The organism is Mesorhizobium erdmanii USDA 3471 (assembly GCF_000472705.1).
Taxonomy (GTDB): Bacteria; Pseudomonadota; Alphaproteobacteria; order Rhizobiales; family Rhizobiaceae; genus Mesorhizobium; species Mesorhizobium erdmanii.
On sequence record NZ_AXAE01000008.1, the window covers coordinates 1 to 22,818 of the forward strand.

Annotated in this window: 15 protein-coding genes; 11 read left to right on the forward strand and 4 right to left on the reverse strand. The window is 63.9% G+C overall.

Annotated features, from left to right (window positions below; translation table 11 throughout):
• Positions 1–251 (forward strand): ISAs1 family transposase (locus A3AU_RS1000000139475; protein WP_027052515.1); only part of this gene is annotated, 251 nt, incomplete at its 5' end.
• Positions 252–275: 24 nt separating this feature from the next.
• On the opposite strand, the gene hutC is transcribed toward A3AU_RS1000000139475, so the two are convergent.
• Entirely contained in the window at positions 276–1,016 is a 741-nt protein-coding gene (gene hutC, locus A3AU_RS0102585; protein ID WP_027051406.1) for a histidine utilization repressor, read from the reverse strand.
• On the reverse strand, positions 1,013–2,365 hold the full coding sequence (locus A3AU_RS0102590) for a formimidoylglutamate deiminase (protein WP_027051407.1): 1,353 nt from the start codon (positions 2,363–2,365) through the stop codon (positions 1,013–1,015). Before A3AU_RS0102590 ends, hutC begins: the two co-directional genes overlap by 4 nt.
• Positions 2,366–2,462: 97 nt before the next feature.
• Between A3AU_RS0102590 and hutI the strand changes: the two genes are divergently transcribed.
• From hutI to A3AU_RS0102635, 9 genes are all read left to right on the forward strand, one after another.
• Positions 2,463–3,692, forward strand: a complete 1,230-nt coding sequence (gene hutI / locus A3AU_RS0102595; RefSeq protein WP_161633489.1) for an imidazolonepropionase — start codon at positions 2,463–2,465, stop codon at positions 3,690–3,692.
• Positions 3,689–5,230, forward strand: coding sequence for a histidine ammonia-lyase (gene hutH, locus A3AU_RS0102600; RefSeq protein WP_027051409.1), 1,542 nt, complete (start codon positions 3,689–3,691; stop codon positions 5,228–5,230). The genes hutI and hutH overlap by 4 nt, the downstream gene beginning before the upstream one ends.
• Entirely contained in the window at positions 5,227–6,048 is an 822-nt protein-coding gene (hutG, locus tag A3AU_RS0102605; protein WP_027051410.1) for an N-formylglutamate deformylase, read from the forward strand. Before hutH ends, hutG begins: the two co-directional genes overlap by 4 nt.
• Before the next feature lie 21 nt (positions 6,049–6,069).
• On the forward strand, positions 6,070–6,441 hold the full coding sequence (locus A3AU_RS0102610; protein ID WP_051355261.1) for a hypothetical protein: 372 nt from the start codon (positions 6,070–6,072) through the stop codon (positions 6,439–6,441).
• Complete coding sequence (gene hutU, locus A3AU_RS0102615; protein WP_209444632.1) at positions 6,438–8,111, forward strand: urocanate hydratase; 1,674 nt, start codon at positions 6,438–6,440, stop codon at positions 8,109–8,111. Before A3AU_RS0102610 ends, hutU begins: the two co-directional genes overlap by 4 nt.
• A gap of 12 nt (positions 8,112–8,123) precedes the next feature.
• A complete protein-coding gene (locus tag A3AU_RS0102620) occupies positions 8,124–8,702 on the forward strand; it encodes a HutD/Ves family protein (protein WP_027051413.1) in 579 nt (192 codons plus the stop codon).
• A gap of 288 nt (positions 8,703–8,990) precedes the next feature.
• A complete protein-coding gene (locus A3AU_RS0102625; RefSeq protein ID WP_027051414.1) occupies positions 8,991–17,582 on the forward strand; it encodes a glycoside hydrolase family 94 protein in 8,592 nt (2,863 codons plus the stop codon).
• 372 nt (positions 17,583–17,954) lie between these two features.
• Positions 17,955–19,727 carry a glucan ABC transporter ATP-binding protein/ permease gene (locus A3AU_RS0102630; RefSeq protein ID WP_027051415.1) on the forward strand — a complete coding sequence of 591 codons (1,773 nt, stop codon included), beginning with the start codon at positions 17,955–17,957 and terminating at the stop codon, positions 19,725–19,727.
• A gap of 94 nt (positions 19,728–19,821) precedes the next feature.
• A complete protein-coding gene (locus A3AU_RS0102635; RefSeq protein WP_027051416.1) occupies positions 19,822–20,583 on the forward strand; it encodes a heme ABC transporter permease in 762 nt (253 codons plus the stop codon).
• A gap of 4 nt (positions 20,584–20,587) precedes the next feature.
• Here the strand turns inward: A3AU_RS0102635 and A3AU_RS0102640 are convergent, their stop codons facing one another.
• Positions 20,588–21,646 (reverse strand): D-TA family PLP-dependent enzyme, encoded by a 1,059-nt coding sequence (locus tag A3AU_RS0102640; protein WP_027051417.1) that lies wholly within the window; start codon positions 21,644–21,646, stop codon positions 20,588–20,590.
• A 188-nt stretch (positions 21,647–21,834) separates the two neighbouring features.
• Between A3AU_RS0102640 and A3AU_RS0102645 the strand changes: the two genes are divergently transcribed.
• On the forward strand, positions 21,835–22,521 hold the full coding sequence (locus A3AU_RS0102645) for a D-lyxose/D-mannose family sugar isomerase (protein WP_027051418.1): 687 nt from the start codon (positions 21,835–21,837) through the stop codon (positions 22,519–22,521).
• Between the two features lie 9 nt (positions 22,522–22,530).
• Here A3AU_RS0102645 and A3AU_RS0102650 read toward each other — a convergent pair whose 3' ends face one another.
• Positions 22,531–22,806, reverse strand: coding sequence for a hypothetical protein (locus tag A3AU_RS0102650; RefSeq protein ID WP_027051419.1), 276 nt, complete (start codon positions 22,804–22,806; stop codon positions 22,531–22,533).
• Positions 22,807–22,818 lie beyond the last annotated feature (12 nt).

Here is a 22,818-nt window from a genome sequence, read left to right on the forward strand (position 1 = left end):
AGGCGATCGACCTCACCAGAGCGCATTGGCAGATCGAAAACGCACTGCACTGGATGCTTGACGTTCACCTGCGCGAGGACCTCAGCCGTGCCCGCAAGGACAACGCCCCTGCCAACATCGCGCTCCTAAACCGCATCGCCAGAAATATCCTTCAGGCCGCCGACATCGACAAAGTCCCCATCAGCCACCGCATCAAAAAATGCGCCTGGAATGATGACTATCTCATCCAGGCCATCGTTCATATGCGATAGCCCTGCCCCTCGTGGGGAGATTACTCAGCCCTGAGACGGCGTGAACCTCGCCACCAGCGTGTGGCTTTCCGCTGGATAGACAAACCGCACATGCGTCACCGGGTGTTCCGCGCTCCAGGTGCGCCGCTCGACCACAAGGCAAGGCGCGCCAGGATCGATGTCGAGGGCATCGGCAACACTCTCATCGGCGGCCATGGCGCGGATGCGGTGTTCGGCCTCGCTCCACGGGACGCGGCCAATCAGCCAAGGTCCGGCGGCGATTTCACTGAATTCTTCGTCTCGGGCTTCCGGAACCGCCGAAAGATTGATCAGGCGCTGCTCAAGCGCGAATGGCCGTTCGCCGGCAAAATGCAGGCCTTCGATCCATAGCAATGACCCCGCGGCGGATAGGCCGAGCAGCGCTCTGTCTTCCGCGTTGCTGCGCCGCTTCAAGCGCTTCAGCCGCTCGTAATGATAGGCCAGGCCGAGCGCTTCGACCTCGATCCTGATGTCGTGAAGTTCCAGCACCGCTGCTTGCGACCGCGGCTGGCGCACGAAGCTGCCCGAGCGGCGGCGGCGTTCGATCAGCCCGGCCTTCGCCAGCTGCGACAGGGCCTTGTTCACTGTCATGCGCGAGCAATTGTATTCGGTCGTCAGTTCGTGCTCGAACGGAATGCGATGGCCGGGCGCCCAGGCGCCGGACAGGATCTTCTCGCTGATGTCGGACAGGATACGCTGGTGCAGCGAGCCGCCGCCGTCAGCATCGACTGTCTCGACCGTGCTCATGCCGACAGTGCCGTCATCACATTGCGAAACCGCTCGGCGATGGCTTCCCGCCTGGCATGCCGGCCGCCGCTGACCTGCTTTTGCCCATGCACCCAGACGCAGTCGACCTTGCTGCCATTGGCGAAAATCCAGGCGTCGAGGATCGCGTTGCCGGTCTTGCCGGCAAGCGAAGGGATCTTGGCGTCGAGCGAGACGAGATCGGCGGCAGCGCCAACGGCGATCCGCGAGGCGCCGGCACCGAGCGCGACGCTACCGCCGTCGACTGCTGCGTCGAACAGTGCCCGTCCGGTCGAGCCGCCGGCCACCGCCAGCACATTGCGGGCGCGGAGCGCGAGGCGTTGCGAATATTCGAGCTGGCGCAATTCGTCCGGCAGGCCGATCAGCACGTTGGAATCGGAGCCGACGCCGAAGCGGCCGCCATGCTCGGTGAATAGCGGTGCGGCAAACGTGCCGTCGCCAAGATTGGCTTCGGTGATCGGGCAAAGGCCGGCAACGGCGCCGCTCCTGGCCATGCCGATGGTCTCGGCGTCCGTCATATGGGTGGCATGGATCAGGCACCAGCGCTGGTCGACCTCGGTGTTGGCCAGCAAGAACTCAACCGGACGCGCACCGGACCAGGCAAGGCAATCCTCGACTTCCTTTACCTGTTCGGCGACGTGGATGTGGATTGGCTCCTTCGACGCTAAGGCTGCAACTTGGGTCAATTCCTCCGGCGTTGCAGCGCGCAAACTGTGCGGCGCGACACCGACGACGGCTTGATTCAAAGCGCGAACCGCTTGCCTGGACTTCTCAACAAGCCGGGAGAACCGATTCACATCGTTGACGAATCGCCTTTGACCTTCGTTCGGAGCCGCGCCGCCGAATGATGAGTGCGCGTAAAACACCGGCAGCAGCGTCAGGCCGATACCGGTTTCGCCGGCGGCGGCCGCGATGCGCTCGGCCATCTCTGCGAGATTAGCGTAGGGTTTTCCGTCATGGTCGTGATGCAGATAGTGGAATTCGCCGACACGGGAAAAGCCCGCCTCCAGCATCTCGACATAAAGCTGCGCCGCGACCGCCTCGACCTGATCTGGCGTCATCGACAGCGCAAAGCGGTACATCACCTCGCGCCAGCTCCAGAAACTGTCGGCGGACGGGCCGCGAAGTTCGGCCAATCCGGCCATGCCGCGCTGGAAGGCGTGGCTGTGCAGATTGGGCATGCCTGGCAGCAGGATGGCGTGGCGCTCGTCGCCGGCCAGCGGAGTTGCGCCCGGTTCGACAGAGGCGATGCGGCCTCCATCGAACGCGATCCTGACATTGCCATGCCAGCCCTCGGGCAGCAGCGCCTGTTCCGCGAAGATCGCCGTCACGTCCGTCTCCAAATCCGCATGCCCGAGCGACGATACCGCTTGCGTCGCGTTTCAATATGTATATACATAATCGCCGTCCTTTCAAATGGAAAAGATGATGGTTGGAGCAAACGGGAAGAGCGGCCTTCGTCTGTGGCGCAATGCGCGTCTGGCGACATTGGCTGATGGAGCGGCCGGACTCGGCATTGTCGAGAAAGGCGCGATTGTCGTACGCGATGGGCTCATCACATATGCCGGCCCCGAGGCAGACATGCCGGCCTTTGCCGGGCAGGGCGCCGAAACGGTTGATTGCGACGGCCGCTGGATCACGCCGGGCTTGATCGATTGCCATACCCATCTCGTCTATGCCGGCAACCGCGCCAACGAATTCGAAATGCGGCTGGCCGGGGCAACCTATGAGGAAGTCGCCCGCGCTGGAGGCGGTATCGTCTCCTCGGTCAAGTCGTTGCGAGCTGCCAGCGAAGACGAGCTCGTCGCACAGACGCTGCCGCGGCTCGATGCGCTGATCGCCGAAGGCGTCACCACTGTCGAGGTCAAGTCGGGCTACGGCCTCGACCTCGACAATGAGAAGAAGTCGCTGCGCGCCGCCCGCCGGCTGGGCGCCGAACGGGCGGTGACGATCCGTACGACCTGTCTCGCTGCCCATGCCCTGCCGCCCGAAGCCAAGGGGGACAAGGACGCTTTTGTCGATCTGGTCGCCAAGCAGATCGTTCCGGCGGTTGCCGACGAGGGACTGGCCGATGCGGTCGACGGTTTTTGCGAAGGCATAGCCTTCTCGCCGGAACAGATGGCACGCGTTTTCGATGCCGCCAAGGCCTTGGGCCTGCCGGTCAAGCTTCACGCCGACCAACTGTCCAACCTGCACGGCGCCGCGCTTGCCGCCAGTTATGGCGCACTGTCCGCCGACCATCTCGAATATACGGATGAGGCAGGGGCTGCAGCGATGGCGAAGGCCGGCACCGTGGCGGGCATCTTGCCCGGCGCCTATTACTTCATTCGCGAGACGAAGAAGCCGCCGATCGATCTCTTCCGCCGCCACGGCGTGAAGATGGCGGTGGCGACGGACAGCAATCCTGGCACCTCGCCGCTCACTTCGCTGTTGCTCACCATGAACATGGCCGCGACGCTGTTTGGCCTGACCGTCGACGAATGCCTAGCCGGCGTCACCCGCGAGGCCGCGCGTGCGCTTGGCCTTCTCGACAAGGCCGGCACGCTCGAAGCCGGCAAATCCGCCGACCTGGCGATCTGGGACATCGAGCGTCCCGCCGAACTCGTTTACCGCATGGGCTTCAATCCGCTCCATGCCCGCATCTGGAGAGGACAATGACCGAACTGACCTTGAAGCCCGGCAATGCGACGCTGGCCGACTGGCGCGCCATCTACCGCGGCGCCGTGCCGAAGCTGGATGATGCCTGCCGCCCAAAGATCAAGGCGAGCGCCGAGGCCGTCGCCAGGATCGTTGCCAAGGGCGAGCCGGTCTACGGCATCAACACCGGCTTTGGCAAACTGGCCAGCGTGCGCATCCCGGCGAGCGATCTCGAGACCTTGCAGCGTAATATCGTGCTGTCGCATGCCGCTGGCGTCGGCGAGCCGATGCCGGTCGCTATTGCCCGGCTGATGATGGCGCTGAAACTTGCCAGCCTGGCGCAAGGCGCGTCGGGCGTGCGCTCCGAAACCATCGAGTTGCTGGAAGCGATGCTCGCCAACGACGTCATCCCGGTGGTGCCGGCGCAAGGCTCGGTCGGCGCTTCCGGCGATCTCGCCCCGCTGTCGCACATGACGGCGGTGATGATCGGCGTCGGGGAATGCTTTACCCCGCATGGCCGGTTCCCGGCCAAGGTTGCCTTCGTCTCGCATGGGCTGGAACCGGTGACGCTGGGCGCCAAGGAAGGTCTCGCGCTGCTCAACGGCACGCAGTTCTCGACCGCCTATGCGCTCGCCGCTTTGTTCGAGGCCGAAGTGCTCTACCAGTCGGCGCTGGTCGCCGGCGCGCTGTCGACCGACGCCGCCAAGGGTTCCGACGCGCCGTTCGATCCGCGCATTCATCTCTTGAGAAAGCACCGTGGCCAGATCGAGACCGCGGACGCGCTGCGCAATCTGATGGCCGGCAGTGCCATCCGCGAGTCGCACCGTGTCGGCGACGAACGCGTGCAGGATCCTTATTGCCTGCGTTGCCAGCCGCAGGTGATGGGCGCCGCGCTCGACGTGCTGCGCAAGGCGGCCGATACGCTCGGCACCGAAGCCAATGGCGTCACTGACAATCCGCTGATCTTTGCCGAGGACGACACGGCTCTTTCCGGCGGCAACTTCCACGCCGAGCCGGTGGCCTTCGCCGCCGACATGATCGCGCTTGCCGTCTGCGAGATCGGCTCGCTGTCGGAGCGCCGCGTCGCCATGCTAGTCGACCCCGCGCTGTCGGGCATGCCGGCCTTCCTGACGCCCAAGCCCGGCCTCAACTCCGGCTTCATGATCCCGCAGGTGACGGCGGCTGCCCTCGTCTCCGAGAACAAGCAGAAGGCCTATCCGGCGAGCGTCGATTCCATCCCGACCTCGGCCAACCAGGAAGATCACGTCTCCATGGCCGCGCACGGCGCGCGCCGCTTGATCGGCATGATCGAGAATGCCACGGCGGTGATCGGCATCGAATTGCTGGCCGCCGCGCAAGGCTGCGATTTCCATGCTCCTCTAGCGTCGAGCGCCGCCCTGGAAGCTGTGCGAAAGCTGGTCCGGGCCGAGGTCCCGCATCTCGACAACGACCGCCATTTCCACCCCGACATGGAAAAGGCGATCGCCATGGTACGCAGCGGTGCGACCGTCAAGGCGGCGAGCGCGGTGGCGCTGCCGTCGATTTCGGGACCAGCATGATGGCCAATCCTTCCTGGCTCACCGTCAGCCAAGGCACGGCACCCCTGCTAGTGTCGATTCCGCACACTGGCATCGACCTCGCCGGTCTTGAGCCCCGGCTGGTGTCGCCCTGGCTCGGCCGCCGCGACTGCGACTGGTGGATCGACAAGCTCTATGATTTCGCGAACGATCTCGGCGCGACCGTTGTGCACACCGCCATTTCGCGCACCGTGATCGACGTCAACCGCGATCCCTCAGGTGCTTCGCTTTATCCCGGACAGGCCACGACCACACTTTGCCCGACCGACACGTTTGACGGCGATCCGCTTTATCGCATGGGCGAGGAGCCGACCCCATCCGAGATCGATCAGCGCCGCGAAACCTATTTCAAGCCCTATCATGCCGCCTTGCGGGCCGAGATCGGCCGGCTGCGCGGCATGCATGAAGAGATCGTACTTTACGACTGCCACTCGATCCGCTCGGTGCTGCCGCGCCTGTTCGAAGGCACGCTCCCGGTCTTCAATCTCGGCACCAATGACGGCAAGAGCGCCGATCCCGTTCTTCGGGACAAGGTGGCCGCCATCCTCGCCGCCACCGGCGAGAGCTGGGTGGTCAACGGCCGCTTCAAGGGCGGCTCGATTACCCGCGGCTTCGGTCAGCCGCAGGAGGGTGTTCATGCCCTGCAGATGGAGTTGTCCAACCGCGGCTACATGCGCGAGCCGTCGGAGAAGGGATCGCCTGAAAATTGGCCGGTTCCTTACGACGCGACCTATGCCGCGCCGATCCGCGCGACGCTGAAGACCATCCTCGAAACCGCGATCGACTGGGCGAAAAGCTGACAGTCCGACTGGGAGGGTACAATGACCGGATTTGCCAGGACTGCTCTTCTTGCGCTGCTCGTCGCTGCCTCTGTCTCATCGGCCGTTGCCGCCGAGGTCGCCATGAAAGGTCCCGAGATCCTCGCTTCCCTCAAGGGCGCGCATGTCCAGGGCGATAACTGGTCGCAGGAATTCGATGATGGTGGCGCCACGACCTACACCAGAGACGGTCGCCACCAGGAAGGCCGCTGGGACGTGCGCGGCGACCAATACTGCTCTCTATGGCCGCCCTCCGACGCCTGGGCCTGCTACGACATGACCATGGATTCCTTGGACCCCGCGCATGAACAGGTGACCTGGATCAGCGCCGACGGCTCCCGCAACACCGCGCATCTCATTCGAAAGGGACAATGATGAACGATCCTCGCCACAACATCCGCGAAGTGCGCGCGCCCCGCGGTGACAAGCTCAACGCCAGATACTGGACGACCGAAGCGCCGCTGCGCATGCTGATGAACAATCTCGACCCCGAGGTTGCCGAAAACCCCAACGAGTTGGTCGTCTATGGCGGCATTGGCCGCGCGGCGCGCACCTGGAATGATTTTGACAGCATCGTCGCCTCGCTGAAGACGCTTGGTGAAGACGAGACGCTGCTGGTGCAGTCCGGCAAGCCGGTTGGCGTGTTCCGGACGCACACCGATGCGCCGCGCGTGCTGATCGCCAACTCCAACCTCGTGCCGCACTGGGCGACCTGGGATAAATTCAATGAGCTCGATAAGAAGGGCCTGATGATGTACGGCCAGATGACGGCCGGTTCGTGGATCTACATCGGTACGCAAGGTATCGTGCAGGGCACGTATGAAACCTTCGTGGAAGCCGGCCGCCAGCATTATGGCGGCAACCTCAAGGGCAAATGGATCCTGACCGGCGGCCTCGGCGGCATGGGTGGCGCCCAGCCACTGGCCGCCGTCATGGCCGGCGCCTGCTGCCTGGCAATCGAATGCAACCCGGATTCCATCGATTTCCGCCTGCGCACCCGCTATGTCGACGAAAAGGCCGAGACGCTAGACGAAGCGATGGAAATGATCGAACGCTGGACCAAGGCCGGCGAGGCGAAGTCGGTGGGCCTGCTCGGCAACGCCGCCGAGATCGTGCCGGAAATGTTCAGGCGCGGCATCCGCCCCGACATGGTCACCGACCAGACCTCGGCGCACGACCCGATCAACGGTTATCTGCCCAAGGGCTGGAGCATGGCCGAGTGGCGCGAGAAGCGCGTCAGCGACCCCAAGGCGGTCGAAAAGGCGGCCCGTGCTTCCATGCGCGAGCATGTCGAGGCGATGGTGGCGTTCTGGAACGCCGGCGTGCCGACGCTGGACTATGGCAACAACATCCGCCAGGTCGCCAAGGACGAAGGGTTCGAGAACGCCTTCGCCTTCCCCGGTTTCGTGCCGGCCTATATCCGTCCGCTGTTCTGCCGCGGAATCGGCCCGTTCCGCTGGGCGGCGCTGTCCGGCGATCCCGAGGACATTTACAAGACCGACGCCAAGGTGCGCGAACTCACCCCCGGCAACACCCATCTGCACAATTGGCTGGACATGGCGCGCGAGCGCATCTCGTTCCAGGGTCTGCCGGCGCGCATCTGCTGGGTCGGTCTCGGTGATCGCCACCGGCTTGGCCTGGCCTTCAACGAGATGGTGGCCAAGGGCGAACTCAAGGCGCCGGTCGTCATCGGCCGCGACCACCTCGATTCCGGCTCGGTCGCTTCGCCGAATCGCGAGACCGAAGCGATGAAGGATGGTTCCGACGCCGTTTCGGACTGGCCGCTGCTCAACGCGCTGCTCAACACCGCGTCGGGCGCCACCTGGGTGTCGCTGCACCATGGCGGCGGCGTCGGCATGGGTTTTTCGCAGCATGCCGGCATGGTCATCGTCGCCGATGGCACGGCGGATGCCGCAAGGCGTTTGGAGCGCGTGCTGTGGAATGACCCGGCGACCGGCGTCATGCGCCACGCCGATGCCGGCTACGACATCGCCATCGCATGCGCCAAGGAGCACCAGCTCAACCTGCCCGGCATTCTCGGGTGACAGGCTGAAATCATGCGCATCCTTCGTGCCGCCGACTACCGCGTCATGCCGTGGAAGAACGGCGGTGGCACGACGACCGAGATCGCCGTATCGCCCGACGGCGCCGGCCTCGACGCGTTCGACTGGCGCGTCTCGATGGCCCGCGTCGAGGGCAGCGGGCCGTTTTCCAGCTTTGCCGGCATAGACCGCACGCTGTCGGTACTGGAAGGCGAGGGGATCGTGCTCGATGTCGCCGGCCGTCCGGCGGCGCGGCTGACACCGGCTTCCCAGCCCTTTGCCTTTCCGGCGGACCTGCCGACCAGTGCCACGCTGATCGCCGGTCCAATCACCGATCTCAACGTCATGACCCGCCGCGGCCGCACGGCGCACTCGCTCGAGCGCATGACGATTTCGCGGCCGATGGACATCGCGACCGAGTCGGGCTCGACCCTCATCCTCTGTCACAAGGGCGAAGCCGCTCTCACCGGGGCTGGTTTAGTTCGCCTCGGGCCGCTCGACACGCTGCTGCTCGGGCCGGATGCACCTGTCCTGAACGTTAAACCGGCTCGGGATACGACACTGTTAGTGGTCCGGATAACCACCGCCGCCTGACACTTTCGCGTCAACGGTTACCGCCTGTTTCCAAACATGATCGCAATGCCGGCGAAATATAGCGTAAGCTCTTGCCGGCATCACGAAAAAGCCCGAATCCTCTCCGTCGATCGATCCTGACGGGAGCGAGGGGCGCTCGTCTTTGAGTTTGGTCGAAAGATGACGCCCTGTCGTGGTGCGGAAACAAACTTTCGGCATAGGGGTTGATGCAACCAATTGCATTTGAACCGGTTTTAGGGCCATTGCCGTGGCGGTGACGCCGCGACCCGCCCGCATACGGAATTTTCAATGAATATTCAGACGAATCCAGCCCAGATCGAGAAGACAAGCGCGAGCTTCCCGGCTATCACGGAACAGCCGATACGATCCGTTTTCTTGCCCGAGGACCGGCTTCGGCTGCTTGGTGAAAGCCTGGCCAAAGGCGATCTCACCGATCTGTTCGGCCTGATCCCGTTCGATTTTCAGGCCCGCATCCGCGACAGCGCCAAGAAGATCCTCGAAGTCTACCGATCGACCAATGCCGCGCAGGCGAGGGGCGAGACCATTACGCCAGCCGCCCAGTGGCTGCTCGACAACAACTATCTGATCGAGGAAACCATTTTCCAGGTCAAGCGCGACCTGCCGCGCCGCTTCTACAAGCAGCTGCCGACGTTCAAACTGCCAGATGGCGGCACCGTGCCGCGCGCCCTGGCGTTGGCCTGGACCTATGTCGCCCATTCCGACAGTTCGGTCTCGGCGACCATGTTCAAGTCGATCGTCCAGGGATTCCAGTCGGTCGAGCCGTTGAAGATCGGCGAGCTCTGGGCGCTGCCCTCGCTGCTGCGCTTCGTGCTGATCGAGAACCTTCGCCGCTTGGCCGTCAGGGTCAACCGCACCCGCCAGATGCGCCAGATCGCCAACGATGTGGCCGACAAGGTGCTGGCAACGGACGGCAATCCGGACCGGCAAGCTATCCTCGCCGGTTTCGGCGCGCATGCGCAGGACACCACCTTTGCCACGCAACTGCTCTATCGTCTGCGCGACGGATCGCAGAACGCCGGCAAGGCGTTGGAGTGGCTTGAGGGCGAGCTCGAGAAGACCGGTTCGGATGCCGAGGAAATCATCATTTCCGAGCATCAGACGCTCTCCAGCGGCAATGTGACGACCGGCAATATCGTGCGCGGACTGCGCCTCATCAACGATGTCGATTGGACCGTATGGTTCGAAGGCGTCAGCCGCATCGATACCGTGCTGCGCGAGCGCACGGATTTCGCTGCGCTCGACTTCTTCTCGCGCGACCAGTACCGGACAGCGATCGAGGAACTGGCGCGTCGTTCGAACCTGTCGGAATACCGTGTCGCCGAAAAGGCGATCGAACTGGCCGGTCATGCCGCTGCGGAGACAGGCAGCAGCGAAGGGGACGATGCGCCAACGGCATCCGCTCACACCGACGTCGGTTTCTATCTCGTCGGCCCACGCCGTCTGGAACTGGAAAAGGCGATCGGCTATCGGCCGACGGTCAGCCAGACGGTCAAGCGGACCTTCGCCAAGACCGGATGGCTTGGTATCGTTCTGCCGGTCTTCGCGCTGACCGCCCTGCTTCTTGTGCTGACCGGCAATGCGCTGGCCAATCTCGGCCTGTCGGTGACCTCGATCGTCGTGATGCTGGCGCTGTTCGCCGTGCCGGCGAGCGAGGGCGCGCTCGCTTTCTTCAACACCGTGGTCTCGCTGTTTCTCAAGCCGACACGCCTGATCGGCTATGACTACAGGCATGGGGTGCCGCCCGAGGCGCGCACCCTGGTGGTGGTACCGTCGCTCATCGGCTCGCGTGACGATGTCGAGGAAAACATCCGCAACATCGAAGTCCATTACCTCGCCAATCTCGTCGACGAGATCCATTTCGCGCTGCTGTCGGATTGGCCCGACAGCAAAATCGAGATCGATGCCGCCGATACCGAGATCCTCGAATACGCCCGCGCCGAGATCGCCCGTCTCAACGCCCGCTATCCCTCGGAAGGCGCCCCGCGCTTTTACATCCTGCACCGCCGCCGGCTCTTCAACGCGGCTCAAGGGTCGTGGATGGGCTGGGAGCGCAAGCGCGGCAAGCTGCATGAGCTTGACCTTTTGCTGCGCGGCGACAGCGACACCACCTTCCTCCCGCTCGATGTGCCGCTGCCGGAAAAAGTCGTCCATGTGATGACGCTCGACGCCGATACGCGCACCACCCGCGATGCGGTGGCGAGCCTCGTCGGCAAGCTCTGCCATCCGCTCAACCGCCCGCATTTCGACCCGGTCAAGCATATCGTCACAGCAGGCTACACGATCCTGCAGCCGCGTATCACCGCTTCGCTGACCAGCGGCGACGAGGCCTCCTTCTTCCAGCGTGTATTCTCGGCCAATCGCGGCCTCGACCCCTATGTCTTCGCCGTCTCGGACCTCTATCAGGACGTGTTCAGCGACGGGTCTTTCACCGGCAAGGGCCTCTATCATGTCGACGCCTTCGAGGCCGCCTTGCAAGGCCGCATCGAGGAAAACACCATCCTCAGCCACGACCTGCTCGAAGGCGCGCTGGCGCGCGCAGCACTCGTCACCGACGTCGAACTGGTCGAGGATTATCCGACCCGCTACTCGGTCGACGCCTCGCGGCACCATCGCTGGGCACGCGGCGACTGGCAGCTGCTGGGCTACATCTTCAGTCCGCGCTCCGGCGTTCCGGCCCTGTCGCGCTGGAAGATGGTCGACAATCTGCGTCGCTCGCTGACGCCGATCTTCTGGGTGATGGCGGCGATCGCCGGCTGGACCTTGCTGCCCTTCACCCAAGCCGCGCAATGGCAGGCCCTGCTGATCCTCAGCCTGTTCATGGCGCCGACCTTCGACGTCGTCAACGCCATCCTGCCTAAGAGCGGCGACCAGACGCCGCGTGGTCATTTCTCTGCCTTGGCCCGCGATGTCGCCTTCGGCACCGCCATGGTGGCGCTGAAGATCGTGCTGATGGCGCACAACGCCTGGATGATGGGCGATGCCATCGTGCGCACGCTCTACCGGCTCTTCGTCAGCCGCCAGAACCTGCTGGAATGGCGAACCGCTTCCCAAGCGCACAAGGCTGGCGACAACGATGTCGGCTCCTATTACGGCATGATGTACGGCGCCGTGATCATCGGCTTCGTCGGCCTCGCCATCCCGGTGCTGGCCGATTCCACCGGCGCCTTCGTCGCCTTCTTCTTCGCGCTGTTCTGGATCGGCTCGCCCGCGATCGCCAGCTGGATCAGCCGCTCGGCCGAGACCGAGGATCGCCTGCGCATATCGCAGGCCGACATTCATGCGCTGCGCACCGTGGCGCGGCGCACGTGGCACTATTTCGAGAGCTTCGTCACGGCGGAGCATCACAATCTGCCGCCGGACAATTTCCAGGAAAGCCCGGCACCGGTCGTGGCGCCACGCACGTCGCCCACCAACGTTGGTGTCTACCTGCTGTCGGTCGTCTCGGCGCGTGATTTCGGCTGGATCAGCCTGTCCGATGCCATCACCCGCATCGATGCCACCATGACGACCATCGAGAGCATGCCGCGCCATCGCGGCCATCTCTTCAACTGGTACGACACCACGACGCTGAAGCCGCTCTATCCGCTCTATATCTCGGCTGTCGACAGCGGCAATCTCGCCGGTCACCTAGTGGCGGTGGCGGCTGCCTGTGCCGAGTGGGCGGAGGCGCCTTCCGTTCACCTCCAGGGCGATTTCGAAGGCATTCTCGACACGGTCACCATCCTGAGCGAAAGCCTGGATGAGTTGCCGGACGACCGCCGTCAGCTCAGGCCTCTTCGCCAGCGTCTCGTCGATCGCCTCGACGGCATGCGGCGCGCCGTCGAGACGATCAAGGCGCAGCCTGAAATGGCCTCGATCCGCACCATCAATCTCGCGGTGCTGGCGGGCGAGATCCGCAAGCTGGCGACCGCCATCCGCACCGAGGCGGCTTCGGCCCAGAGCGACATTATCGTCGATTGGGCGGCGAGGCTGGAAGCCACTTGCGAGGCGCATGTCCACGACGCCCACAGTGACGACAATGCCGTCGAGGCGCTGCGCGCCAAGCTCCTGACCTTGCGCGAGCGCACGCGGCGTTTCGCTTTCGAGATGGAATTTGCCTTCCTGCTGCGGCCGGAACGCAAACTTCTGTCAATCGGCTACCGCGTCGAGGAACACCAACTCGACGAAAGCTGCTACGACCTTCTCGCCTCAGAGGCGCGGCTGACCAGCCTGTTCGCCATCGCCAAGGGCGATTTGCCGACCGAGCACTGGTTCCGGCTCGGCCGCCCGATCGTCGAGATCGGTTTCCAGGGAGCGCTGATGTCCTGGTCGGGCTCGATGTTCGAGTACCTGATGCCGCCGCTGGTGATGAAGGAGCCGCAAGGCTCGATCCTCAACCAGACCAGCAAGCTGATCATCAAGCGCCAGATGCAGTACGGCCGTCAGAAAAACGTGCCGTGGGGCATTTCGGAAGCAGCCTACAACGCCCGCGACCGGGAACTGACCTATCAGTACACCAATTTCGGCGTGCCCGGGCTCGGGCTGAAGCGCGGTCTTGGCCAGAACACGGTGATCGCGCCCTACGCCACCATCCTGGCGGCGCAGTTCAACCCGCGGGAAGCCGTGCATAATCTTGCGCGTCTGCGCGAGATTGGTGCGCTTGGCCCTCACGGCTACTACGATGCGGTCGATTTCACGCCGCAGCGCGTGCCAGAAGGCACTAACCATGCGGTCGTACTGAACTACTATGCGCACCATTCGGGCATGTCGATCGCGGCGGTCGCCGACGCGATCTTCGAGGGTCGCCTGCGTGACCGTTTCCACAGCGATCCGGTCATTGAATCGGCTGAACTCCTGCTGCAGGAAAGGGCGCCGCGCGACATCCCCACCGCGACCGTCAGGACCGAAGCCGACGAGCGGGCCAAGGACGAGACCGAGACCGAGAGCCCCGACACCCGCATCGTGCTCGATCCCCTGCGGGCATTGCGTTCGACCAATGTGATGTCGAACGGCCGTTATTCGGTGATGGTGACCGCGACAGGCTCGGGCTACAGCCGCTGGGGCGATCTGTCGGTGACACGCTGGCAGCCGGATCCGGTCGAGGACCGGCTGGGCTCCTACATCTTCCTGCGTGACGTCAGCACCGGGGACTGGTGGTCGGCAACGGCGGAGCCAAAGCGAGCGGTCGAGGAGAAGGTTCAAACCCTATTCTCCGACGACAAGGCGAGCTTCGTCAAATCGGTCGGCACGCTGCGCTCCGAAGTCGAATGCATCGTCGTTTCCGAAGGCAATGGCGAAGGCCGTCGCATCACGCTCTACAATGAAAGCACATCCGATCGTCATATCGAGGTGACGTCCTTCGCCGAACTGGTGCTGGGTTCGGAAGCTTCTGACAACGCCCATCCGGCCTTCTCGAAGATGTTCGTGGAAACTGAAATCGCCGCTAACAACGGCGCGATCTTCGCCACGCGCCGCAAGCGGGAGACCAGCGAGCCCGATATCACCCTGGCGCATTTCGTCACCGATCCGTCCGGGCCGGCACGCGATGCCGAGGCCGAGACCGACAGGCGCGCCTTCATCGGTCGTGGCCGCTCCATCGCCGATGCCGCTGCGTTTGATCCGGGAGCCAGGCTCCGTGGCCATTCCGGCTTCACACTCGATCCGATCGCCTCGCTGCGCCGCCAGATCCGCGTGCCCGCCAACAAGAAGATATCGCTGACCTTCTGGACCGTGGTTGGGGCCAACCGCACCGAGCTGGAAGATGCCATCAACCGCCTCGACCATCAGGAGAGCTTTGCCCGCCAGGCGATGCTTGCCTGGACGCGCAGCCAAGTGCAGACCCGCCATATGGGTCTCAGCCTGACCGATGCCGCCAATGTGCAGAAACTGGCGCGCTATCTCATCTACCCCGATGCGTTCCTGCGTCTGCCGGCCGAATCCCTGGCCTCGGGCCTGGGCAAGCAGTCGAGCCTGTGGCCGACCAGCATTTCGGGCGATTTCCCAATCTTCCTGGTCAGGATCGGCGACGTCGCCGATCTGGAAATCGTTGCCCAGGCGCTACGCTTCCAGGAGTATATGCGCACCCGCGGCATGATGATCGACTTCGTCGTCGTCAACGAGCAGGCTTCGTCCTACGTCCAGGACCTGCAGCGTTCGGTCGAGACGCTGTGCGAAAACAGCCGTTTGCGCGGCAAGGAACTGGGTCCCCGTCAGCACATTTTCGCGGTGCGCCGCGACCTGATGGAAGAGACCACCTACAAGACGCTCCTCGCCGTGGCCCGCGTGGTGCTGCATACCCGCAACGGCACCATCTTCGATCAGATCGAGCGGGCCGAGGCGGCTGCGTTGCAGGCACGCGATGCGCTTGTGCCCACTGGACTGCCGGCTCCACGCGAAATTTTGGCGCCGGCGGCGTATGCACTCGCTCCGCAGGCCGTGGTGGATGCCAGCGCCGATGGCTCTGGCCTCAGCCAATGGAATGGCTTTGGCGGTTTCGACGGCGACGGACGGCACTATGTGGTGCGCCTGGCGGGCCGGCGCTCCACACCTCAGCCCTGGATCAACGTCGTCTCCAACGCTTCGTTCGGCTTCCACACCTCGGCCGAGGGTGCTGCCTTCACCTGGAGCCGCAACAGCCGCGACTACCAGTTGACGCCATGGTCGAACGACCCGGTCTCCAACCGGCCGGGCGAGGGCGTCTATATCTACGATCAGGCCAGCGGCAAGGCGTTCTCGCCGATCGCCGCGGTGGTGCGCGATCCCTCGATGACCTACGAGGCCTGGCACGGCCAAGGCTTCTCCACCTTCCGTTCGAAGCGTGGGCCGTTGTCGATGGACCTGACTCATGTGGTCGACCCCGTCGATCCGGTGAAGATCACGCGGCTGCGCATCCAGAATTCTGGCTCGGTGCCGGCTCGGCTTCGCGTCTATGCCTATGCCGAATGGGTGCTTGGCGGGCATCGATCGCGCACGGCCGCAACCATCGTCCCGTCCCGCGATGGGGCGACCGGTGCGTTGCTGGCACAGAACCCCTATGGGCTCGATTTCAGCGAGCGCGTGGCCTTCCTCGCCGCCGATGCCGCTGTCCATTCGGTCACGACGGATCGCTCGGAGTTCCTCGGCCGGCATGGGTCGAGCGAACTGCCTCAGGCGGTGCTGAGCGGCGCGGCGCTGTCGGGCCGTGTCGAGGCCGGGGACGATCCCTGCGCGGCGATCGCCCGCGACATCGAGATCCCGGCCGGCGGCGACGTCACGCTGCTCTGGCTGCTTGGCGATGCCGAGTCCTCCGCGCAGGCGAGCGCGCTGGTGCAGAAGCACCGGGGCCAGGATTTCGATCGGCGGTTGGCCGACAACGAGCGCGAGTGGCGCGGCTTCCTCGACACCATCCAGGTCGAGACGCCGGACAAGGCGCTCGACGCCATGGTCAATCACTGGCTGCCCTATCAGAGCCTTGCCTGCCGCATCCGCGCCCGCTCGGCCTTCTATCAGGCCAGCGGCGCCTTCGGCTTCCGCGACCAGTTGCAGGACACGCTGGCGCTCTTGGCGCATGACCCGACGCTTGCGCGCGACCAGATCCTCAACGCCGCGCGGCGGCAGTTTCCAGAGGGCGACGTCCAGCATTGGTGGCTGCCGCGCACCGGAGCCGGCGTGCGCACCATGATCTCCGACGACGTGGTCTGGCTGGCCCACGCCACTGCGCGCTATCTGACGGTGACCGGCGACGCCGCGATCCTGAAGGAGCAACTGCCCTTCATCGACGGGCAGGCGCTGGGCGAGGGTGAGCATGATGCCTTCTTCACTCCTGAAATCTCGAAGAAGACGGTGTCGCTCTACGACCATTGTGCGCGTGCGCTCGACCTTGCCATCAAGCGCAGCAGTCCGGCCGGCCTCCCGCTGATCCTTGGCGGTGACTGGAACGACGGCATGAACCGCGTCGGCGAGCACGGCAAGGGCGAGAGCGTATGGCTGGGCTGGTTCCTGCTGAAGACGCTTGGCGACTTCGCCGCTGTCGCCAAGAGTGAAGGCGACAGCAAGCGCGCGCAGGCCTGGGCAAAGCATGCCGAAGCGCTGAAGCGGGCGCTCGAGAGCACGGCATGGGATGGCGAATGGTACCGGCGCGGCAGTTTCGACGACGGCACGCCTTTGGGATCGCGTACATCGCAAGAGTGCAGGATCGACTCCATCGCCCAGTCCTGGAGCGTGCTTTCGGGCGAGGGCGACCCGGCGCGGTCGACGACGGCCATGCAGCAGGCAACCAGCCTGCTCGTCGATGACAAGCTCAAGATCGTCAAATTGTTCACGCCACCCTTCTCGAAGACGCAGAAGGATCCCGGCTACATCAAGAGCTATCCGCCGGGCGTGCGCGAGAATGGCGGCCAGTACACCCATGCCGCCACGTGGTTCGTCATCGCGCTGGCCGAGATGGGGCAGACCGACGAAGCCTATCGCTGCTTCTCGATGCTGAACCCGATCAACCACGCATCCGACGAGGCCTCGGCCGAGCATTACCGCGTCGAACCCTATGTGGTCGCGGCCGACATCTATGCCGGCGACGGCAGTGCGGTCGGTAACAAGGGCGGCCGCGGCGGCTGGACCTGGTATACAGGCTCGGCGGGCTGGCTCTATCGTGCGGCCGTGGAAGGCATCCTCGGCATCGAACGGCGCGGCAAGCAGATCACGTTCCGCCCGAAGCTGCCGAGCCACTGGGAAGGGTACCACGCCACGCTCAAGATGCTGGGCGCCGAGATCAAGGTTCATGTCATTCGCGACAAAAAGACCAAGACCATCTCGCTTGAAGTCGATGGTTCGAAAACAAAGTCCGCGTCTTTCGAACCCAAAGCTGGTGCCCGGACCGAGGTCGTGGTCAAGATACCTGGATGAAATCAAAGGGTTAGGTTGGCAGGTCGCACGTCCTTCGGGACGTGCGACGCCGCGTCTTGTTTACTTGTGAGCCCGCCGCGGCAGCAGCCGCCTGATGCCCTGGATCAATCTGTCTCAGCCTGTTGTGATTAAAAATGTGGCACTGGTTGGCTGCTGCCATGATTTTGCCGCAAGGCTGACATTTCACCTTTTATCTCAAACCGTTAGGTGATCACGTCAGATTTCGTATCGTCGTCATCTTTTGTTCGCTAAATGGGAACGGAAGCGATAGACGGGCATTGTTTTGCGACGCATCAACCGTTACGTCTGATGCAATGGTGCAGTGCACAATTGTGGTATTGGGCACAATAGAGAGTTGGCGGAGTAGCTGAAGTGTCACTTCTGCAGATCTATTGGAGAGCGCTGGGTTACCTGGCCGCCGACAAGAAGCGCGTCGCGCTGATCTGTTCGGCCAACGTCGCCCTTGCCGCCATCGCCATCCTGGAGCCGATCATGTTCGGCCGGGTGATCGACGCAATTTCCGCGCATGGCTCGGTGTTCTCGACGCTTGCCGTCTGGGCTGGGCTGGGCGCCTTCAACGTTATCGCTTTTGTGTTGGTGGCGCGCGGCGCCGACCGCTTTGCCCATGCCCGGCGCAGCGAAGTGCTGTGCCAGTCGTTCGAGCGCGTTATCACCATGCCGCTCGCCTGGCACCATCAGCGCGGCACTTCCAACGCCCTGCACACGTTGCTGCGTGCCGTCGAGACGTTGTTCAGCCTGTGGCTCGAATTCATGCGCCAGCATTTGTCCACGGCCGTTGCACTCGTCCTGCTGGTTCCGACGGCGCTCAGCATGGATGTGCGCATGTCGATGGTGCTGCTCGCGCTTGGCGTGCTCTATGTCGGCATCGGCCGGCTGGTGATGAAGCGCACCAAGGCGGGCCAGGCCGCCGTCGAGCGCCACTACCACAAGGTGTTCGCCCATGTGACGGACTCGGTCAGCAACGTCGCCGTTCTGCAGAGCTACAACCGCCTTGGCCACGAGGCCGAGACGCTGCGCCGCTATGTCAAGAACCTGCTCGACGCACAGAACCCGGTGCTCGACTGGTGGGCCATCGCCAACGCGCTCAATCGCCTGTCGTCGACGATCTCGATGATGGTGGTGCTGTTGATCGGTGCCTATCTGGTCACCCATGGCCAGCTGCGCATCGGCGATGTCATCGCCTTTACCGGCTTCGCGACGCTGCTGATCTCGCGGCTTGACCAGATGTCGGCTTTCGCCAACCAGATCTCGGAGGCCCGCGCCAAGCTCGAGGACTTCTACAAGCTCGAGGACTCGGCCGCCGATACCGCCGAGCCGGATGGCCTGCGCGAGCTCACCAACGTCACCGGCCATGTCCGTTTCGAGGACGTCAGCTTCGAATTCGCCAATTCGGGGCAGGGCGTCAGCGACGTTTCCTTCGAGGTTCAGGCTGGCCAGACCGTTGCCATCGTCGGACCGACGGGCGCCGGCAAGACCACGCTGATCAACCTGCTGCAGCGCGTCTTCTCGCCGTCGAGCGGCCGCATCCTGATCGATGGCATCGACACTCGCACCGTGACCCGCAAGTCGCTGCGCCATTCGATCGCCACCGTGTTCCAGGATGCAGGGCTTTTGAATCGCTCGATCGAGGACAACATCCGTGTCGGCCGTGACGATGCAACCAACGACGAGATCCATGCCGCCGCCATTGCGGCTGCGGCGCAGGATTTCATCCTGGCCAAGAGCAATGGTTATGACACGGTGGTCGGCGAGCGTGGCGGCCAGCTCTCGGGCGGCGAGCGCCAGCGCATCGCCATTGCTCGCGCCGTGCTGAAAGATGCCCCGATCCTCGTGCTCGACGAGGCGACCAGCGCGCTCGACGTCGAGACCGAGGACCGCGTCAAGGAAGCGATCGACGAATTGCGGCGCGACCGCACCACCTTCATCATCGCCCACCGCCTGACCACTGTTCGCGATGCCGATCTGGTCGTGTTCATGGACAAGGGCAGGGTGGTCGAAATGGGTGGTTTCGCGGAACTGTCGCTGCGCAACGGCCGCTTCGCCAGCCTGCTTCGCGCGGGCGGCCTGCTCAACGACGAGGAAGTCCGCCGCCTCGCCCGTTCTGTGCAAGGTGAGGCCGCCTGACCATCTTTTCCCTTCTCCCACAAGGGGAGGGAAGACGGCCTGCGACACCACCGCTCGATTGCTCCAAACGCGCTGGCGGTCTATGTAAAGCCGTATGAGCGATACGACTTCACGCCTGAGCGGCTGGATGGAGCTTGCCAACCCGACGCGCTTCGTCGCGCTGGTGGACAAGGTCGTGCCGTGGCTGGCAGCAATCGCCGTGCTCGTCCTTGGCGTCGGCCTCTATATGAGCTTCGCCGCGCCTGAGGATTTCCAGCAAGGCATCACCGTCCGCATCATGTATATCCACGTGCCTTTCGCCTGGCTTGCCATGATGTGCTATACGCTGATGGCGGTTTCCGCCCTTGGCACGCTGGTCTGGCGCCATCCGCTGGCCGATGTCGCGCTGAAATCAGCAGCCCCCATAGGCGCTGCCTTCACGGCACTGGCGCTGATCACCGGTTCGATCTGGGGCAAGCCGATGTGGGGCACCTGGTGGGTATGGGATGCGCGCCTGACCTCGGTCTTCGTGCTGTTCCTGATGTATCTCGGCATTATCGCGCTGACCCGTGCGCTCGACGATGCCAGCCGCGCCGCCTGGGCCGCCGCCATCATCACGCTGGTCGGCTTCATCAACATCCCGATCATCAAATTCTCGGTCGACTGGTGGAACACGCTGCACCAGCCGGCCTCGGTGTTCCGGCTCGGCGGCCCGACCATCGATCCCAGCCTGCTATGGCCGCTGCTGGTCATGGCTGTCGGCTTCACCGTGCTGTTCTTCGCTCTGCACCTGATGGCAATGCGCACCGAAATCCGCCGTCGCCGGGTGATTGCGATGCGCAGGGTAGCGGCGCGGCAGGCCGAGAGGCCGGTCTAAAGCCTCATCCCATCAGTCCGCGCGCTGCAACCGGCAGCGTTTCCAGTACCGTCTCGCCGTCGATCAGGTTGACCTCGTTGAACAGATTGGTGACGACGCAGCAATGGTCGGGCAACACGCGCACGCGCTCCCCAATGCGCAGCTTCGCGTTACCGGAAAGCGTGACGGTGCCATGTTCTTCGCTGAGCCCGGTGACCCTTGCGTCGGGAGCGCTGAGCAACTCGCCAAAATCCTTCAGACCGAGCGTGTCGCTGGACAGCGCTTTGCTGCCGCTGTCCAGGATGGCGCGGGTCGGCGTCGGGTGGCTGACCACCGTCGCCAGTACGGTCAGCGCGCAATCGTCCAGGGTGCCGACGCCTTTGGCGACCTGATAGCGGTCGAGATAGATGTAGGTGCCGGGGCGGTATTCGGTGACGATGGATGCATCGGCGGAGCGCCACATATCCGGCGTGCCGCCGCTGGAGATGCGTTCGCAGGCGAGAGCCGAAGCGGCCAGCGCCTGCTTGGCGCTGGCAAGCCAGGCCTCGGCCTCCGCCGCGCGGCCGGCCGCCGGATAGGTCATCAGTCCACCGAAGGCGAGGCCGCCGGCCTTGTCGATCAGCCTTGCCAGCGCAACCGCCTCATCACTCGTCTGCACGCCGCAGCGGCCCATGCCGGTGTCGCACTCGACCAGCACCTGGAGAGGATGGCCGGCATCTGTGAAGGTCGCGGCAAGTCCTTCCAGCGTGTCCCTGCTGTCCGCGGTCACCGACAGCGTCACGCGATCGTGCAGCGCCTTCAGCCTGGCCAGCTTGGCGCGGCCCAGAATGTTGTAGGGGAGAAAAATGTCGGCGAGGCCGGCGTCGGCCATTACTTCAGCCTCGCCGATCTTCTGGCAGGTGATGCCGACGGCCCCTGCCGCCATTTGCTTCTTCGCCCAATAGGGCAGCTTGTGCGTCTTGATGTGCGGCCTGAGCTTCAGTCCATTCCTGTCGGCATGGGCCTGCGCACGGGCAATGTTGGCTTCGGCGCGCGCCGCGTCGATCAGGATCGACGGTGTATCGAGATCATGGATGGTCGGCATCGTTTGTCACCACTGGGAAATGTGCAGGGTTTATGACCTCGAAAGCGCGTGATGTCACGCGGCCAGCGGCGCGGACCTGTGGTCCATGCGAGAACGCGCGCAAGGCTTGGACAAGCAAGACGGATCGACACCGCATTGGCGTTCGGCTATGCGAATGGTCGGAAAAATCGACACGAAGGGTCACGACCATGAAACGCTCCGCCATCAACGAGATCATCCGCGACGCCGACGCTTTCATCCGTTCGTTCGGCTACATCATGCCGCCTTTCGCTTACTGGTCGCCGGAAGAGATGAAGGCGCGCCAGGTCGATTCCTCGGCCATCTACACCTCGCGTCTCGGCTGGGACATCACCGATTACGGCCAGGAAAAATTCAGGGAACTCGGCCTGTTCCTGTTCACCGTGCGCAACGGCATCTATGCCGACATGAAGAAGGGCATGGGCATGCTGTATGCCGAGAAGATCATGATCTCGCGTAAGGACCAGCTGTCGCCGATGCATCGCCACAACATCAAGGCCGAGGACATCATCAACCGCGGCGGCGGGAAGCTGGTGCTGGAACTGTTCATGCACGATCGCGACGGCGGTATCGATCCCAAGGCGGAGGTCTCGGTGCCGGTCGATGGAACCATCCACCGGCTGCCCGCGGGTGGGCTGTTGAAACTCGATCCGGGCCAGAGCGTCACACTGCTGCCCGGCGTCTGGCATGCCTTCTGGGCCGAGGGCAAGGATGTGCTGATCGGCGAGGTGTCGACCGTCAACGACGATCTTACCGATAATGTGTTTCGCGAGCCGATCGGCCGCTTCTCCAACATCGACGAGGACGTCGCCCCGCTGCACCTGCTGGTAGCCGACTATGAGAAGTGGCTGGGGTAGGTCATCTTTCTATCCCGGCCGATTGAGAAGCCTGCGCAGTCTGCGCACTTCGACGATCAGGCGAGGAATATCCTGACGCGCCGCAGCCATGAAATCTTGGTCCGCGACTGTGGCGCCGGTGATTTCGATGTCGTCACCTCGATCCGAGCCCTCGCCAGTTTGGATAAAACTCGATCCACTCAGGAAATCGCGGCCCTCGCCCCATGATTTCCAAGGGCCCGGATGGGCTGCGGCGGCCCGGGCTTCCATTTCCTGTAGTTCGAGTTCCGACAGCGATGTATTCATGATTGCCTCGTT